Raw genomic sequence first — 17360 nt, 5'->3', positions numbered from 1 at the left:
ATGTGGGTCAGTAATAAGATAAGTCAATTGAGGAATAACTTTTGGGTACTTTGGTTTGTAATTTTGGTTATAGTATTCTTGATTCATTGTCTGACTTTAACTGTCTCACCAACTATTTGGCAAGACGAAGTACAAATAATTGACTATGGACGTACTTTTTTAAATTCTAATACAGATTGGGGAATGAATTGGGACGTTGCCAATAATAGGCCATATCTCACTCTATTTTACTTAGGTTGCTTAGTGCAAGAGTTAGCTTTTAAAGCCACCCATTTTTCTATAGTCGGACCTAGAATTGTGAGCTTAATAGGAGCCAGTTTAGCAGCTACAACAACTATGGGGTATTTGTCAAGTCGCCAAGTACCTCTCAAGATTGCGGCTTTACTGGGACTTGCTCTTTTACTAGATCCTTTATTTGTTCAAAGTTATCGTGGAGATAGGATTGACTGCTGGGTAATTGCAATATGTTTTGCAGCTTGTTGGCTACTGAGATTATCTATTGACAGTATCCACAATCACCAATCTAACCTTGTTCCAGTTAGTCTAGCGGGAAGTTTATCCGTCATAGCTGTTTTTATTTGGCCAAGTGCATTAATTCTGTATCCACTTATCCTGGTGGAATTATTATCTTTGTTGTATGTCACCACCAAGGGAACAGATAGTTTAACTAGTGGTGTGCAATTAATTGCAATATTTGCTGGAGCAGTAATTATAACAGGTATATTAATCATAATTCCTATCACAGGACAGTTGGGAATTTTAGTTAGTAATTTTCTTGAATTTACTAGCGAGAGAGTTGGGGGTTTTGGTTTGAGTGCTATTATCAATCTTTTTGTAAGTTTTAAAAATAGCCCTTTTCTTCCCATATTAGCTGTAATTAGCTGTATATCTCGTCGAGATAAAGCATTATTAATTGCGAGTTTATTTGCCCTATCTCTGGTTTTGAATAGTGGGGTTTACGTTCATCGAGTAATTTATATGCTGCCTTATTTTATAACTTTATCGAGTGAATTATATCGCCAAGACAAAAAATCTCCTATTCAAAAATTGATTCCCCACAGCAAAAAATACTTATATTTATTACTAATTTGGGCTATTACCCTCTCCTTATTAATCAGACCAGCAATAGGATTGAGGAATTATGATGGGAGAAATCCTAACCTCTTGGTTAATATCGGTACATCTTACATTGGCAAAAATGAGTATAAAGTTTGGGATTCAACTTGGAATTTTTATCAAACCGCCCGATTACTAGGATGGAAAGTTTATCAGCCATTTTTTGGCATTGGCACTAATGATGCTACCAAGAATTTTATTGATAATCTTGACTACGTAATTTTATCACCTGAATCTTATCTTGAAGAAATCATTCAAAAACAAGGATTGCAGATGAAAGAATCCATTAATGTTGATAAATATATTCAAGATAATCCAGGAATTTTATATAAAGTCACAAGAAACATTGGATCAAAAACTGGTTATTGCCCGTATATCTTATACTCAAAATCATAAATATTAATCAAGGGATCCAGGGAATAAATTAAGAGTCTAAAAGCTCAAGTCGATTGAAAACCGACTAGGAAGAGGATTTCTTCGGGACGGGCGATTTTCAATCCCTAGCATAGCGGTAATCGTGGGGTGATCGCCCACAAAGGTAATTAAGTCGCTTTTAGAACAACCTCCACGTCGAAGGGCGGTGTCGAAGGGCGCAGTCGAAGTAAGTCGAAGTGCGGAGTCGAACTATGTCGAAGTATGCCAGCGCTACAAGGGTTTTATCATTAATATCTGTACCTCATCATAACGGAAACTGCTGTAACTTTTTCAGCAAACCCTAACTAGGGGTTGCTGAGAAAGTCTTTCCGTGAGGGCATAGGAGTCAGGAGTCAGGAGTCAGGAGTCAGGAGGAGATTTGAAAATTTCTTTGCTATCTCTTGAAATCCCAAAAAATGCACACTTTTTCCGGTATACCCTTCAAAACCCTTGCACTAATTTCTGTGTTTATCAGCCTCTAACCTTTGATATATCAAGGTTTTAGGTTTATTCAGCAAACCCTAACTAACCTTTTGACTGGGAAAAAACTAATGAAACTTTCAGTGATCATCCCCACCTATGAGCGGGAAGAAGTGCTGCTTGATACCATTGAGTCCTTACAGCGACTAATGACACCAGAATTTGAACTTTTGGTGATTGACCAGACCTTAAATCATGCTGTAACAATTGAGTCGAGATTAAACAGCTTGGCCGAACAAGGCGCTATTCGTTGGGTTCGCCTACCTCAACCATCTATTCCCATGGCCATGAACCGGGGAATCCTGGAAGCTAAAGGTGAGATAGTCCTTTTCCTCGATGATGATATTATCCCCCATGAGGATTTACTACAGGCTCACCAGCAAGCCCATCAACAAGCTGATCTGGTTGCAGGACAGGTACTACAGCCCGGGGAAAAATCTCTGACATTACAACCAGGGGAGCCATTTCGCTTTACCAGTAACATTCCCCGGCAAATTACGGAGTTTATGGGGGGCAATTTTTCCATTAAGCGCACTGTGGCGATCGCCCTGGGGGGATTTGATGAAAACTTCATAGGGGCTGCATACCGCTATGAGGCGGAATTTGCCCATCGCTACTGTCAAAAATACGGTTTGATTACCTACGAACCGAAAGCCCTGATTCACCACCTACGGGTAGAAAGGGGAGGAACACGCAGCTATGGTCACCACCTGAGAACTGCCCAACCCGCCCATGCTGTGGGAGCTTACTATTACCTGTTAAAGTCAAAACCCAATGGCTGGCTATGGCAAATACTTTGGCGACCATTGCGCTCCATTCGCACAAAACACCATATCACTCATCCTTGGTGGATCTTCCCCACCTTAATTGCAGAAGCCAGAGGGCTGAGTTTAGCCATTCATAAGATTAGTCAAGGACCATCCTATCCAATAGTTTTTCGCTAACTAGGGGTTGCTGAGAAAGTCTTTGCGTGAGGGCATAGGAGTCAGGAGTCAGGAGTCAGGAGTCAGGAGTCAGGAGTCAGGAGGAGATTTGAAAATTTCTTTGCCATCTCTTGAAATCCCCAAAAATGCACACTTTTTCCGGTATACCCTTCAAAACCCTTGCACTAATTTCTGTGTTTATCAGCCTCTAACCTTTGATATATCAAGGTTTTAGGTTTATTCAGCAAACCCTAACTAAGAGGATGTTTGTCAAGTTATGATTAGTGTATCAAATATTGTTTGACCCCGACCCGTTCCCCGTGATCCAGTACGGACTACTGACAAAAAGTCCTGTATAAGACCTTCTTTCGGTGTTCCCTATTCCCTGTTCCCTGCGATGCACTGAGCTTGTCGAAGTGTTCCCTGCCTCTACGAAAAATTCATAAATCAAACCGGATTCCTATATATGAATATTGTCATAGATGCTCTGCCCATTAATCATATGTCAGGTAGACACGTCATTTCTGGGCATTTACGAATGTTGGCCAAGTATCATGGCGATCGCCATCAATTTTTTGTTCTACATCACCACAACAATCGGGATCTTTGTTGCGACCTAGGATCGAGTTTTCACTGGATAGAGTGTCCTAATTTTGGTGAAAACTGGCCGGCTCGACTTTGGTGGCAATTTACTCAGTTAGAGTCCCTCCTGACCCAACTAGAAGCTCAACTAATTATTTCAACCTCCGGCGCTCTGGTTCCCGGAACTAAATTACCCCAAGTGGTTATTGCCCAGAATCCCTGGTGTTATGTTAGGGAATTTCACTACACAATTGGCGATCGCCTGAAGGCCTGGCTGCAAAGACAGGGCTACAAACAAGCCCAAAAAAAAGCACAGGCCATGTTTTTTAATTCCACATATCTGGGAAATTTGTATCTGGAACAAACGGGCATTCAGCCCAACCGGAGCTATATTTTATACAATGGAATAGATGATGATTTTTTTGAAAATGCAACAGAGCAATATTTAGCATTTAAAAACCGCGAGTTAACAATTTTAACGGTTTCAGTCATGACACCGCATAAAAAAATTGAAGAAATTATCAGTATGCTAGATATTGTTATAAAACAAGACTTGTCTGTGCAGTTAATTATCGTCGGTCCATGGAGTAACACATCCTATAAACTGCAAATTAAAAAGTTAATTCAAGATTTCAAGTTGCATAATTATGTCACAATAACGGACAAAGTATCGAGGGAGAAACTGCAGGAATTTTATCAAAAATCTCGAGTTTTCTGCTTGTTTAGTCGCTGTGAATCCTTTGGGATTCCGGCAATTGAAGCCCAAACATACGGCACACCAACAATTGTTGCAGATTTTTGCGCTCCCCCAGAAGTTGCTGGACCTGGTGGTATAATCATCAACTCCCTTAATATCATACAAGAAACTAATAAAATTATCAAATTATTAACAGATTCAGCCGAATGGGAATTATATTCAAGAAATGCTTTTAATAATGCAGATAGATTTCGCTGGAATAAGGTGACATTGCCCCTAATTAATTTTATTAGTGAATTTAGTTCCCATGAAAAGTCTAATGGTTGATTTGCACAATAAATTACTATCCACAATCACAAGAGAAACAAGTGGAAGACAATTTTTTCCCGTAATTGACGGATTGCGTTTTGTTGCTATTTTGGGTGTTGTTCTCTATCATATTCAAGACTATTTTTTTACTAAAACTGGAGAACAAAACACATCATTATTTTTAGTCCCCTTACTAAAAGGAGGTTATCTAGGGGTGCAATTATTTTTTGCCATTAGTGGTTTTATGATATCACTGCCATTTTTACAAGGATATTCCCCAAATTTTTTTCAATATATAAAACGGCGTCTCCTGCGTTTAGGACTTCCATATATTATTAACTTGCTGATCATATACACCTTGTTAGTATTGGTTTTAAAGCAAGATTTTTATGAACTGTTGCCTCATTTTTTCGCCAGTGTTGCCTACATGCACAATATTATATACGGCAGCATGAGCAAAATTAATTTTGTTGCTTGGTCTCTTGAGGTGGAATTTCAGTTTTATTTAATAGCACCGATTTTCTTAATTGCGTTAACAAAAATCAACAATAAAATTCGTAAATTTGTCCTATTATTTTTACTGGTTTTAGGAGGTATTTCTGCGTCAGGATACATCAGTTACCCCTGGATAAAGGGAGCAACAATTATCCATAACTTTGGGTTTTTCATAGCTGGAATACTTGCAGCAAATATTTTTGTGTTTGACTGGAAAACCTCAGTTAAACAAAGTTATTTCTGGGATTTGATCTGCATCATATTAGTGAGTTTTCTATTTTTCCCACTTCATAGCCGAACATTATTGATGGGTTTGGATGAAAAACTGTATTTACCCATTTTGACCTATATTATTTTGATCTCAGTTTTAAAATCAAAGTTGATTAACTCAGCACTCAGTCAGCCCTATATTTATTTAATAGGGGGAATGTGTTACTCGATTTACTTGTATCATTTTTACGTCATCTCTTTAGTTGGTCGAGTGCTACTTCCCTTAGTGGAATCACTACCTGTGTGGTTACAATTTACCATTGTAGTGGTAGTAATGTTGCCAACCATTTTATTAGCTAGTGTACTATTTTTTATTTTTTTTGAAAAGCCATTCATGAAACGAAAGACTAATGTTGCAATAACAAAGGATAGAACAGACGAGAAACCTTGCATCTAATTGACTTAATCCCGCCTCACTTTTTCATCAAACCCTACGTAAATTATGCCTATTAAAGTCGGTATTCTCACCACCCACCCAATTCAATATCAAGTACCCTGGTTTCGCCTATTAGCCCAGAACGCCGACATTGATTTGCACGTCTTTTTCTGTATGATTCCCAATGCTATGCAGCAGGGAGATGGATTTGGGGTGGCTTTTGAGTGGGATGTTCCTTTATTGAATGGCTATGAATATCAAGTTTTAACAAATATTGCCCAAACACCATCTGTAACCAACTTTGGGGGCTGTGATACCCCAGAAATTTTTGCCCTCGTCAAAAACGGCAATTGGGATGTTTTTATCGTCAATGGTTGGGTTGTTAAAAGCTGCCTGCAACTCCTGGTAGCTTGCCGATTGTATAGCATTCCCTGTATTGTCCGGGGGGAATCTAATCATCTTGCCCATAGGGCATGGTGGAAAAAACAACTGCAACGGCTATTAATTAGTCAGTATAGTGCCTGTTTGTATATTGGAAAAGCTAACCAACAGTTTTATCTCAACAATGGTGTAGCACCAGAAAAACTATTTTCTACCCCCTATTGTATAGACAACGAAAGATTTACCGCCGATACCAGTCAGATCCTTAGTGAAAAATCCTCTCTTCTAGAAAAATTCCGCTTAGACCCCCACACCGTCACCTTCCTTTACTGTGCTAAGTTTATTCCTAAAAAACATCCCCTAGATTTACTCCAGGCGATCGCCCTATTACAACAAAACCATCAACCCACAGGGCAACTACTGATGGTGGGAGACGGGGAATTACGCCCTATCTGTGAACAATTTGTCCGCGATCACCAACTACCAGTTAGGTTTGCCGGGTTTCTCAACCAGAGTGAAATCATTGCTGCTTACCTGGTGTCCGACTGTCTCGTCCTCCCCTCTGATGCCGGTGAAACCTGGGGGCTAGTGGTCAATGAAGCCATGGCCTGTGGACTACCAGCGATTGTTTCCGATCAAGTAGGATGCCATTTTGACCTGATTGCACCGGAAACTGGTTGGACTTACCCCATGGGACAAATAGACAAGTTAGGCGATCGCCTAGCCACAGCGATCAAACTAGGTCAAGAAAAGCTGGCTGAGATGGGAAGTAACGCCCAGAGAAAAGTGATGATGGAATATAATTACCAAAAAGTAGTCTGTGGTATTACAGAAGCCATGCGTTATGTGCGGAGTTAACTGTTACCAGCAACAATGGAAAGTGATTTATGGCATCTGGTATAGTATTACTGATTTCAGTTTTAGGGGCGATTCTCGCCCTAGGCAATTGGCGGCGGGGGATATACTGGCTAGTATTTCTAACAGCAGTACAAGACCCCCTGAGAAAAATGATCCCCGATGCCCCCGCTAGTGTCCTGTTAGCAAGTGTGCCAATTATATTGGGTATAATCCTGGGGTTGTCGGGACAAAAAGACTGGTTGCATTCATTCTGGCGAATGTATCCCAATGTGAACCGCAGTTTTAACTGGTTTGCGCTGGCCTGCATCCCCCCAGCCTTGATTTCTCTGACCTATAGTGCCAACTCCTGGCTCATGACAGTCTTTGGCATCTTTAACTATGGCGTTTTCTTGGCGGCGATTTTAGTGGGTTTTCACTTTGCCCAATCTCTGGAAGATATCCAAAGACTATTTAGTTTTTATTGTCTCCTCTCCGTGGTCATGCTGAGTGGCACATTTTTAGAATACTTTAACGTCGTACCTGGATGGACTCTTATAGGTACCAGTGCCTTAGACTTTGATTGGGTGCGATATGGTACTGGCTACGTTGTCAAGCTGATAGCAGGTTTTTACCGTTCCCCAGATGTCATGGGCTGGCACGCTTCAGCAACTTCTATACTCAGTTTTTTTCTGTCCACCACCTCGAAACCGAGACAACGCTACCTCTGGTTAGCTATTTGTGTCATAGCGATCGCTGCCCTGTTTTTCTGTGGTCGTCGCAAGATGTTTTATATGTTACCCGTAGCGGCAATAGTTTTTACTTTGATCTATGCCCAAGCCCGTGGAGGGCGGATCTTTTCCGTTTTGCCCGTTCTACTGATTCCACTGCTAATTATGATATATATTGGCAACAATCTGGGAGAAGATTCCACTTACATCAGATATTACCAAGATCATTTTGCTGTTGCGGGTGAAGACTTTCGACGAAATAATTTTGATGCCTTGATTGAAACAGTGCGTCAGTCGGGATTTTTTGGAGCCGGTCTGGGGTCAGCTTCCCCAGGGAGCCAGCATCTTGCCATTTTCAATGTCCAAAGACCGAGAACTTGGCAAGAAAGTGGCACCAGTAGGATGATGGTCGAATTGGGAGTACCGGGTTTTATAGCCTTAGTCCTGCTGCTGCTCAGTTTAGTCCTTTCAGCATGGGTACAAGTGCAGGCCCTATTCAAGTCGCAAATCTACTTAGGGGTTTACACAGGTGGAATTTTAGCCTTTTTCCTGGCAAACATTGGTAGCTTGATGGTATCTGGGCAAATATTGGCAGACCCATTTATTACTTTTTTTATTGCTTTCTCCCTGGGGTTAGTATTGTCCTTCGCCAAGTATTGGCAAGCTTTTTTTTGGCATCAAACCCAGAATATAACCCAAAATATAACAATAGGAAACTCTGAAATTGACCGATAAATTGACAGATAAATTGACCGATAAATTGACCGAAATATCGGCTGGATTTTTACCTTCCCTTAACGATAATCAAGGTGTGTTAGAAGTAGCATTAATCACCACTTGTTCAACTGAGTCTGTAGGCAGTATGCTGATTTATGTGGAAATGGTGACGGAAACCTTAGATTCTTACTCACAAAAAGTCCGACTGACCAGGATTGACTTACTGAACCTTGTCCCTGATCTGTTTTTTCTCCCGGCTAAACTGAAAAAACGGTTTCAACAACTTTGGTTACTATTGATTTCCCCGCTACAGTTGCGTAAATATATACGCAAATACAATGGGGACATATTTCACCTGATGGATGGTAGTACCTGCTATGTTCTCAGGAAAATACCGCCAGAAAAATGTGTGGTCACTCTTCACGATTTAATTCCCGTTTTGCAACAAAAAGGGGAATTTCCCATACCCCCACCTGGTTTTTTCGCCCGCTGGTTAATTAGAGAAAACTTAAAATCCCTCAAATCCCAGAAAAATATATGTGTTGACAGCACCTGCACAGGTCAGGACTTTCAACAGAACGTTAGCAATCAAATTGTTCCCACCGTGATTTTCCCTAGTATTAGGAGTAGCTTATTAGATTTAATCCCGGCAGAAATCCCCGGATGGCAGGAACGAGTGCGGGATGGAAAAAGAATAATTTTGCACATTGGTAACAATGGCTTCTATAAGAACCGAGCAACGGTAATTCGAGTTTTTGCCGAACTGGTCAAGAGTCACCCCCTGTCATTGGTGATGGCTGGGTCTCCCCCAGATATGGATCTGCAAATGATCATTCAAGAACTGCAAGTAGGTGACAAAATTACCTTTGTTTCCCATCCCAATGATCAGGCGGTATCCTCCCTATACCTGAAGGCTTCCATCTTGCTTTTTCCCAGTTACTATGAGGGATTTGGTTGGCCTCCTTTAGAAGCGATGGCTTTTGGCTGTCCAGTTGTTTGCTCTAACAGTGGTTCTCTCCCTGAAATAGTTGGTAATGCTGCTCTGATGGCCAGTCCTGATAATCTATCAGCCATAGTTGCACAGTGTGATTTTTTACTCAACCAATCGGAGGAAGCAACAAAGCTAGTGCAGGCGGGACTGGAGAATATTCAACGTTTTAGTTCCCTGAAAATGGGGGAAGATCTCATTAATTTTTATAACCGCGTACAACGATGTGAGGGAGCCGTTAAGCTTCCCCGGTTTAGAAAACCGGGGATTTCTGAAGAGTCCATAAACGAACTTTCTTAGGCTGACTTAAACAGCCTCTACTGATTCCGCTAAGATCAATTCCTAGCATCACCGCTACTTTTCTCAAAATATTAGCAGCACCATTACAGTCTGCATTAATTTTGAACCCATCAGAAGTTTTATATACTCCACGACTAACTCGTTTCCCACTTGCTTTCCACCTGCTTTTAATCTCTTACATAGTTATTTTTCTTTCTTTTAAGATTATTCATAAGCAAGAAACTAAAGTTGCACTTCTAAATTCCATTCCCTGGCTAGTATTTCCTACAACTGGTGTAATTAGTGGTATGGCGTTGACAGAGCTACCAGCAATCACACTTTTTGTAGGTTCAAGTTTCCTGTTAGGAATTGCCTATAATAATGGAAATTGGAGATCCCAATCATCTTCGCTGCTATACCTGACAATTTCAGGAATTCTGTTAGGATTATCCACTTGGGGTAGGCAAAACTTTATTGTTACTCTTGTGGCTACACTTTTTATTTTCCTCCCAATTAACCGCAAATCTATTATCTTTTCACTAACCTATGCTATTCCAGCATTAGTGATTTTTTTGTATCCTCTTTCAATCTGGCATGGCTTAGTACCACCAAGCGTTAAATTTGTTGAAGAGGGATATAGATTTTCAAACTTTTTTTTATCACTGGGATACTTAGGAATTTATTCCCTGATCATTTTTCCAGAGTTCATTTTATCTAAAAATAGGCAAACTTTTTTATCATTATCGATTATGTCGTTAATCCTCGTCTTAATTTTCCCTGATTTACGCTATGCACCCAGTCAGTTTTTACTGGAACGGCTGTTTGGTACTTTCATTAAAAATGTAATTGCTTACTTTTTTGGAATACTTTTAGTTTTTATATCTTTATTGTTAGTCTATTCAATATACTTACAGATTAGAAAAATTAAGAAAAATAATGATTCTAACTTAACAATGTATATTTATTATTCACTATTTCTGATTGCTATATGCTTCTCTAATATCAAAATAACCCATCAATTTAGTTCTAGATATATTACCTTAGCATTACCATTCCTTGTATATATTGTAGGGGCTAATAATTTTCTCTCCAAGGATAAATTTGTTTTCTATAGATTTACTTTTTCCTTTGTATTGTCAATAATATTTATTCTCAACTACTATGGGTTTTTGTTGCCATAAATGGCTAAAAAAAAGATAAAATCAGCTAAAAGCTATATGCCAAATGTATTTAACATTGTTTTGATTGGTTTGTTGGTATATAAAAATTTCAGGTGTTTTTAGGCATTTTGTGCATTTTCCTTACCCCATAAGGTTTTAAGGCTTGTTTACTACTCAAAAATGTTTAATTAGTGCTGTAATTAGCAATTTTATTACATATTCTAGGAATATAAAGCGATCGCTCTTTTTAACCAATGGTGAGAATCTCAAGTAGAAGACTTGTAAGTTACCTCTTGAAAAGTTATAAAACAACATCTAAAGTTGCTCAGGATTTATCCCCATTGTCTGTAATTTAGCCAGCAATTCCTCCCTTTGTTGGCGCTCCTGTGCCAGTAACAATTCCGCAGCCTCTGCTCTTTGCTGTGCTTGTTGGGCTTCTTGCTGTGCTTGTTGGGCTTCTTGCTGTGCTTGTTGGGCTTCTTGCTGTGCTTGTTGAGCTAATTCACGGGCTGTAGGTAGTAGAACCCCGTCTAAAGTTGCCCACCTTACCCAGACGGCGTTGGCTCCCCCAAATTCTCCTACCCAACGCACTAGGGCTAAACCTAATTTTTGACTGATGAGTCTGTTTTGCTCATCGGGAATGATTGGTTCATATCCATAATCCCTGATGATGAAACCAGCAAACTCATTGGGATTAAAAGGATCATACCAAAAGTATTCTGGTACTCTGAGCCTGTTTTGGTATATTTCTTTTTTGTCTGTCTTGTCTCTGGAAGCAGTGCTAGAGGATAGTAATTCCACTACCACATCTGGCCCTTTACCCTCTTCCCAAGTTACCCAACATTTGCGCTCTCCCTTGGGAACATCCAACACAGCAAACATATCAGGACCACGGAAATCATGGTTTTTCAATTGATGGGGACTAAAGTAAACAAACATATTACCCCCTACAAAGGCATCTTTATCCCCTAACCAAGCAGCTAGGGGATCAACTAGTAAATCCATTTGCAGTTTATGGCGATAGGTTTCCATGGGGATGCCGTCATCATATAGTAATTCATCCTGGGTGGGGGGATTAACAAAATCTGGGGTTGAATCTGCTGTCGATTGATCTAAGTTTAGCAATGTCGATTCACTCATATTTCCTCCGATTGAATCCCGATGCTTACTAATTTAACTAAGATTGATTCAGTTTTGCATATCCAGTACGAGGTTGGGGGGATCAATCAGTGTCATTGATGACAATAAAGAACCACAATTTCATTATTAGAACAAGCAACAGATTTAGACCAACCTCCACCCCACCTCACAGGGGTAGGTTTTTTACATTGTCGTGAGGGCAAGACTTGGAAGACAAGGAGAGAAAGTAGACAAGAAAGTTATGCAAATGCGTGAGAAAACACCCCTTTAAAAGCTATTAAAAGCAATTGATTGAGAAAAAGGAGGTGGGAATGGGAATAAGCCATTTAAACAAATGCCTTTGCCATTAAGCCAGCGATAATGGTGAGTAATCCTTATTACGCCTTTAGCTAGGGAATTTATGCCGTGGATAAATTACAAAAATTATTTAAAGGAGAAATATTTAATGTCTAATAAACACGAATATTACTACGCCAATGCTGACAGCGGACACCATCATAAATATCTGATTAATTCTTTATTAGAAATGGTATATTCTGCTTCCCCCCCCCTAAAAAATCAACCAAAACCACGCATTTTAGATATTGGCTGTGGCAATGGTAGTTTAACTAATTTAATTGCACAACAAGGGTATGAAGTTATCGGAGTGGAAGAGTCTAAATCAGGTGTGCAATTAGCCCAGGAAAAATTTCCTGATTGTCGTTTTATCCAGGGAAGTATATATGATTTACCCTATACAGAAATAGGAGGGCAATTTGATCTTATTATTTCCTGCGAGGTAATTGAACATTTATTTGACCCTAAAGCTATAGTTAGGAATACTAAACAACTACTCAAACCCAATGGGCGGTTAATTTTAACTACACCCTATCATGGTTATTTGAAAAACTTAGCCCTGGCTATCTCTGGAAAAATGGATAAACACTTCACTGCTCTTTGGGATGGTGGACATATCAAGTTTTTCTCTGTGAAAACATTAAAAAATTTATTAACAACAGAGGGGTATACAAATATTGAATTTAAATTTGCAGGTAGAATACCTTACTTGTGGAAATCAATGCTGTGTTCTTCCACACTGGAGGAAGCATATAGCCGCCATGAAACTATAATTTCTCAGTCGGTTTTTAACCGACTTGAGCTTTGAGACTCTTAATTCATTCCCTGGCTCCCGTGTGGATAACTATCAATGGACAGCTTAAATTTAACCCAACTATAGGACTAATATTTGATTTTTGAACAGAACTCCATACATGGTTCGGCTTCGCTCACCATAAATACTGACAGCCTTCTTTCCTGTTCCCTGTTCCCTGTTCCCTGTTCCCTGTTCCCTGTTCCCTGCCTCTACAAAAAATTCATGAATCAAATCAGATCACTATATGCTAGAACAAATTACCCCCCTCATCCTCACTTATAACGAAGCCCCCAACATCGATCGCACCCTAGAAAAACTCACCTGGGCAAAACAAATTATTGTTATTGATAGTTACAGCACAGATCAAACCTTAGAAATTCTCTCAAATTATCCCCAAGTCACAGTAGTTAAACGTAAATTTGATTCCTTTGCAAGTCAATGCAATTATGGCTTAGAGCAAGTTAAATCAGAATGGGTTTTATCTCTGGATGCTGATTATATCTTAACTGATGAACTAATTACGGAGATTAAAAATTTACCTCTAGATACTACCATTGACGGTTATTTTGCTAGATTTAAATATTGTGTGTTTGGTAAACCTTTAAGAGGTACTCTACTTCCACCCCGCCAGATATTATACAGAATAGAAAAAGCAAATTATCAAGATGATGGACACGCTCATCGGGTTTTAGTAGAAGGTAACTCTAGTCAACTGACAGCATACATTTACCACGACGATCGCAAACCATTAAATCGCTGGTTATGGGCGCAACAACGTTACATGGTGATTGAGTCCAAAAAACTCCTAGAAACCCCGAACCATGAACTTAGTTTAGGCGATCGTCTGCGTAAGCGAAAAATCATCGCCCCATTAATTATACTGGTTTATTGCCTGATTGTCAAAGGAGGCATTTTAGATGGTAAATATGGTTTGTATTACGCATTGCAGCGAGTATTAGCAGAAATTCTGCTCAGTATAAATTTAATAGAGGCTAGTTTTAATCAAAGGGATAAATAGGGCTTGCTGAATAAACCCAAAATACTCGTAAATCAAAGGTTTGAGGCTGATCAGGAGGAAAGAAAGTGCAAGATTTTTGAAGGGTATACCTTAAAAACTGTGCATTTTGGGTCTGATAAATTAGAAAATCTGGGGATAACAGATAGCTAAAACTATTCCCTATTCCCTATTCCCTATTCCCTGCCTCAACGAAGGGACTTTTTCAGCAAACCCTAAATAAACAAGTATGTGCTGATTTCCTGGAAATGTCGATAATTATCCACACGGAATACAATAAATAAACAGCCATTGCTTAACACCATGACAGTTATAGAACGCCATCCCTTATACACATTACCCCCTGTGAGATGGGAAAAACTGCCAGCGGATTTCCCCCTACCAGACGAACCAGTGGAAAGTAATCTTCAACCCCTCCTGGCTGCGGCTTTGCGAGAATCTTTAGAACTGGCTGGATTAATCTTAGAATCCATGCTCATTGCTTCCAATTTTGGGCTATGCGCCACAGTGGGCGACAAAACCATCGTCAAAGCCCCCGACTGGGTTTATATACCTGTAGTTCATCCCCTGCCAGAGGGAGAAGTGCGCCGGAGTTATACTCCCCACGCCGAAGGAGAACCTCCCGCCATTGTGATGGAATTTATCTCTGCTACTGAGGGGGGAGAATATTCTATTAATCCCCATTATCCCTATGGTAAATGGTATTTTTATGAACAAATTTTAAAAGTCCCTGTATATGTGATCTTCCATCCTCAAACCGGAACCTTAGATGTTTATCATTTAACAGACGGTAAATACCAGCAACAATCCCCAGATGAACAGGGAAGATTTTACCTAGCAACTTTAAACCTGTTTTTGGGTGTATGGAGAGGTAAAAAAGCAGAAATGGTAACCTTTTGGTTGCGCTGGTGGGATGAATCCGGTAATTTGCTTCTTTGGGGTTCTGAATTATTAGAACAAGAGCGCCAAAGGGCTGAACAAGAACGTCAAAGGGCTGAACAAGAACGCCAAAGGGCTGAACAAGCCGAAGAGAAAGCCGCTAAATTAGCAGCAAAACTGCAAGAAATGGGGATTAATCCCGAAGAAATTTAAGGCGCGGAAATCCTCGTTTTCCTATTAGACCTGCCCGAAAATTACATAAGCATAACCTGAAACCCATTCGTAGGGACAATTCATGAATTGTCCCTACATCTTTTTCGGAGAAGTCTATTACGAATATGCGATTAGATAACTACAGTCTGGGTAACTATACCCCCGGTGCACCCTATTGGAAACAACTGTGCTGGTACTTCCTGGGATCACCTCTAGTTGAAAGTTCTTGGTTACCCATTTCATCGGTCAAAGTGCAGATACTCCGCATTTTTGGAGCTACTATTGGTCAAGGTGTGCGCCTAAAACCAAAAGTGCGGGTAAAATTTCCTTGGCGCTTAACTGTCGGTGATTATGTCTGGATTGGTGAAAATGCTTGGATAGATAACCTAGCTCATGTGACCATAGAAAGTCATGCTTGCATATCTCAAGATGTCTATCTTTGCACAGGTAATCATGACTGGAATCACCCTGATTTTGAATTAAAAATTGCCCCAATTTATATTGAGGAAGGTAGTTGGATTGCTGCTAAGTCAATAATTGGACCTGGGGTGACTGTCGGTAAAGGTGCTGTATTAACTCTGGGTGGAGTAGCTGTTAAATCATTAGCATCAATGACAATTTATGCAGGAAATCCTGCACAAGCCATTAAGCCCAGAAAGTTATAAGAAAATCGAGTGAGTCAAAACCACGCTCGGCAAAGTATCTGAGCGTGGTGGTCAGTGAGCTTGCGGTCACTGAGATTGCCGAAGTGTCGAACTGCGAAGATATTTTGCCGTGCTAAGAAACAGTGGATGTAGGCGAACAGATTGCTCCTTTAGGGGCAGTCATGATATGTTGTTTTTCAACAGGCATCGTAATCAATCGTAATCAACTAATTGAGGCTTGACCATTCCTACCTTTAACAGGTATCCAAACATCCGCAAAGGACGCAAAGTACACAAAGGGAAGAGAGTTTCAGTGGGTTTTTGGTGTGGCTGCGTTTATTTTTTCCTTCATTGGGATGCTCCCAATTTATTTCCAAATGGGGTAGAGTTTCTTATCCTGATATATATATGGATATGGCTTTTTAAAGTGGCATGACCAGTCAGAAAACTCAATCAAAACCTGTGAAAATCGCTGTAGTTGGCGATGTTCACGACCTATGGGAAGTAGAAGATGGTATCGCACTCAAGCATCTGGGTGTTGACTTAGTGCTGTTTGTGGGAGATTTTGGTAATGAGTCAGTGGATGTGGTTAGAGCGATCGCTTCCTTGGATATTCCCAAAGCAGCGGTGATGGGCAACCACGACGCATGGTACACTGCCACTGAATGGGGACGGAAAAAATGTCCTTATGACCGCACTAAGGAAGACCGGGTACAGGAACAATTAGATTTATTAGGATCTGCCCAAGTCGGTTATGGTAAATTGGATTTTCCAGATTGGAATTTAACAGTAGTGGGTAGTCGTCCTTTTACCTGGGGTGGATCAGAGTGGAGATTTGCTGATATCTGTAAACAACGGTATGGTGTCAGCAGTATGGAAGAGTCAGCAGATAAAATCGTGCAAGCGGTGAAAAGTGCAGCTTGTGAGAATATTATTTTTTTGGGTCATAATGGACCGACGGGGTTAGGCGATCGCCCTGAAGACCCCTGTGGTAAAGATTGGCATCCTATTGGTGGTGACTTTGGTGATCCTGACTTAGCAGCAGCGATTTCTCAAAGTATCAATATGAACAAAATGGTTTCTCTAGTGGCTTTTGGTCATATGCACCGAAATCTGCGCCACACTAAGAAGGTGTTAAGAAAAGCTATATTTAGAAGTCCAGAGGGAACTATTTATTTAAATGCGGCGAATGTACCCAGAATTATCTCAGAAAATGGGGGAAAACGGCGGAATTTTTCCCTGGTTGAGTTAGAGGGGGGTGTGGTAACAAAAGCTTCCCTGGTTTGGGTAGATGATGACTTCCAGGTGGTATCGGCAGAAATTTTTTATAATTCTTCTACTTTAGTAGTGCCAACGGCGTAATTATAGGCTATACTGTTATCTGTCGGTTTTTGTGTTTAACAAGTTGACAGATAATTTGGAGAGGTGGCAGAGTGGTCGATTGCGCCTGACTTGAAATCAGGTGAAGTGAAAGCTTCCGGGAGTTCGAATCTCCCCCTCTCCGTTGAAGGATTTTTATCTCACGCAGAGACGCTGAGGCGCAGAGAAGAGCGCAAAATGTCCTACCAAATGGTAAAGATATTGT

The 17360-nt window shown here is 40.3% G+C and carries 14 protein-coding genes and 1 tRNA gene; 14 read left to right on the top strand and 1 reads right to left on the bottom strand.

Going from position 1 to position 17360, the window contains the following annotated elements:
- Positions 1–63 precede the first annotated feature (63 nt).
- The 8 genes from H6F47_RS12255 (at position 64) to H6F47_RS12220 (ending at position 10773) form a co-directional block, all read left to right on the top strand.
- Entirely contained in the window at positions 64–1512 is a 1449-nt protein-coding gene (locus H6F47_RS12255; protein WP_190649379.1) for a hypothetical protein, read from the top strand.
- Positions 1513–2081: 569 nt separating this feature from the next.
- Positions 2082–2954: a glycosyltransferase gene (locus H6F47_RS12250; protein ID WP_190649377.1), complete on the top strand. Its 873-nt coding sequence runs from the start codon at positions 2082–2084 to the stop codon at positions 2952–2954.
- 445 nt (positions 2955–3399) lie between these two features.
- A complete protein-coding gene (locus H6F47_RS12245) occupies positions 3400–4539 on the top strand; it encodes a glycosyltransferase (RefSeq protein WP_190649375.1) in 1140 nt (379 codons plus the stop codon).
- On the top strand, positions 4532–5683 hold the full coding sequence (locus H6F47_RS12240; RefSeq protein ID WP_190649373.1) for an acyltransferase: 1152 nt from the start codon (positions 4532–4534) through the stop codon (positions 5681–5683). The genes H6F47_RS12245 and H6F47_RS12240 overlap by 8 nt, the downstream gene beginning before the upstream one ends.
- Before the next feature lie 45 nt (positions 5684–5728).
- Positions 5729–6901 (top strand): glycosyltransferase family 4 protein, encoded by a 1173-nt coding sequence (locus tag H6F47_RS12235; protein WP_190649371.1) that lies wholly within the window; start codon positions 5729–5731, stop codon positions 6899–6901.
- 29 nt (positions 6902–6930) lie between these two features.
- Positions 6931–8343 (top strand): O-antigen ligase family protein, encoded by a 1413-nt coding sequence (locus H6F47_RS12230; RefSeq protein WP_190649368.1) that lies wholly within the window; start codon positions 6931–6933, stop codon positions 8341–8343.
- Positions 8333–9613 carry a glycosyltransferase family 1 protein gene (locus H6F47_RS12225; RefSeq protein WP_206755146.1) on the top strand — a complete coding sequence of 427 codons (1281 nt, stop codon included), beginning with the start codon at positions 8333–8335 and terminating at the stop codon, positions 9611–9613. Before H6F47_RS12230 ends, H6F47_RS12225 begins: the two co-directional genes overlap by 11 nt.
- Positions 9614–9714: 101 nt before the next feature.
- Positions 9715–10773 (top strand): hypothetical protein, encoded by a 1059-nt coding sequence (locus H6F47_RS12220; protein ID WP_190649365.1) that lies wholly within the window; start codon positions 9715–9717, stop codon positions 10771–10773.
- A gap of 294 nt (positions 10774–11067) precedes the next feature.
- Here the strand turns inward: H6F47_RS12220 and H6F47_RS12215 are convergent, their stop codons facing one another.
- Positions 11068–11892 (bottom strand): Uma2 family endonuclease, encoded by an 825-nt coding sequence (locus tag H6F47_RS12215; protein WP_190649363.1) that lies wholly within the window; start codon positions 11890–11892, stop codon positions 11068–11070.
- Between the two features lie 445 nt (positions 11893–12337).
- Between H6F47_RS12215 and H6F47_RS12210 the strand changes: the two genes are divergently transcribed.
- The 6 genes from H6F47_RS12210 to H6F47_RS12185 all read left to right on the top strand — a co-directional run bounded on the left by H6F47_RS12210 (position 12338) and on the right by H6F47_RS12185 (position 17279).
- Positions 12338–13036, top strand: coding sequence for a methyltransferase domain-containing protein (locus tag H6F47_RS12210; protein WP_190649361.1), 699 nt, complete (start codon positions 12338–12340; stop codon positions 13034–13036).
- 232 nt (positions 13037–13268) lie between these two features.
- A complete protein-coding gene (locus tag H6F47_RS12205; RefSeq protein WP_190346214.1) occupies positions 13269–14042 on the top strand; it encodes a glycosyltransferase family 2 protein in 774 nt (257 codons plus the stop codon).
- Between the two features lie 300 nt (positions 14043–14342).
- Positions 14343–15131, top strand: a complete 789-nt coding sequence (locus H6F47_RS12200; protein WP_190346213.1) for a Uma2 family endonuclease — start codon at positions 14343–14345, stop codon at positions 15129–15131.
- A gap of 125 nt (positions 15132–15256) precedes the next feature.
- Complete coding sequence (locus H6F47_RS12195) at positions 15257–15796, top strand: WcaF family extracellular polysaccharide biosynthesis acetyltransferase (RefSeq protein WP_096571449.1); 540 nt, start codon at positions 15257–15259, stop codon at positions 15794–15796.
- 411 nt (positions 15797–16207) lie between these two features.
- Entirely contained in the window at positions 16208–17137 is a 930-nt protein-coding gene (locus H6F47_RS12190) for a TIGR04168 family protein (RefSeq protein ID WP_190649359.1), read from the top strand.
- 57 nt (positions 17138–17194) lie between these two features.
- Positions 17195–17279: transfer RNA gene (locus H6F47_RS12185), tRNA-Ser, on the top strand.
- The last annotated feature ends 81 nt before the right edge of the window (positions 17280–17360 follow it).

The sequence above is a fragment of the Sphaerospermopsis sp. FACHB-1094 genome (genome assembly GCF_014696195.1).
GTDB lineage: Bacteria > Cyanobacteriota > Cyanobacteriia > Cyanobacteriales > Nostocaceae > Sphaerospermopsis > Sphaerospermopsis kisseleviana.
This window is presented reverse-complemented; position numbering and strand designations above follow the sequence as displayed.

Excerpts from the sequence above, each read along its gene's own strand:
- H6F47_RS12250 (WP_190649377.1), top strand. The coding sequence starts at position 2,082 with ATGAAACTTTCAGTGATCATCCCCACCTATGAGCGGGAAGAAGTGCTG.
- H6F47_RS12245 (WP_190649375.1), top strand. The coding sequence starts at position 3,400 with ATGAATATTGTCATAGATGCTCTGCCCATTAATCATATGTCAGGTAGA.
- H6F47_RS12240 (WP_190649373.1), top strand. The coding sequence starts at position 4,532 with ATGGTTGATTTGCACAATAAATTACTATCCACAATCACAAGAGAAACA.
- H6F47_RS12235 (WP_190649371.1), top strand. The coding sequence starts at position 5,729 with ATGCCTATTAAAGTCGGTATTCTCACCACCCACCCAATTCAATATCAA.
- H6F47_RS12230 (WP_190649368.1), top strand. The coding sequence starts at position 6,931 with ATGGCATCTGGTATAGTATTACTGATTTCAGTTTTAGGGGCGATTCTC.
- H6F47_RS12215 (WP_190649363.1), bottom strand. The coding sequence starts at position 11,892 with ATGAGTGAATCGACATTGCTAAACTTAGATCAATCGACAGCAGATTCA.
- H6F47_RS12210 (WP_190649361.1), top strand. The coding sequence starts at position 12,338 with ATGTCTAATAAACACGAATATTACTACGCCAATGCTGACAGCGGACAC.
- H6F47_RS12205 (WP_190346214.1), top strand. The coding sequence starts at position 13,269 with ATGCTAGAACAAATTACCCCCCTCATCCTCACTTATAACGAAGCCCCC.
- H6F47_RS12200 (WP_190346213.1), top strand. The coding sequence starts at position 14,343 with ATGACAGTTATAGAACGCCATCCCTTATACACATTACCCCCTGTGAGA.
- H6F47_RS12195 (WP_096571449.1), top strand. The coding sequence starts at position 15,257 with ATGCGATTAGATAACTACAGTCTGGGTAACTATACCCCCGGTGCACCC.
- H6F47_RS12190 (WP_190649359.1), top strand. The coding sequence starts at position 16,208 with ATGACCAGTCAGAAAACTCAATCAAAACCTGTGAAAATCGCTGTAGTT.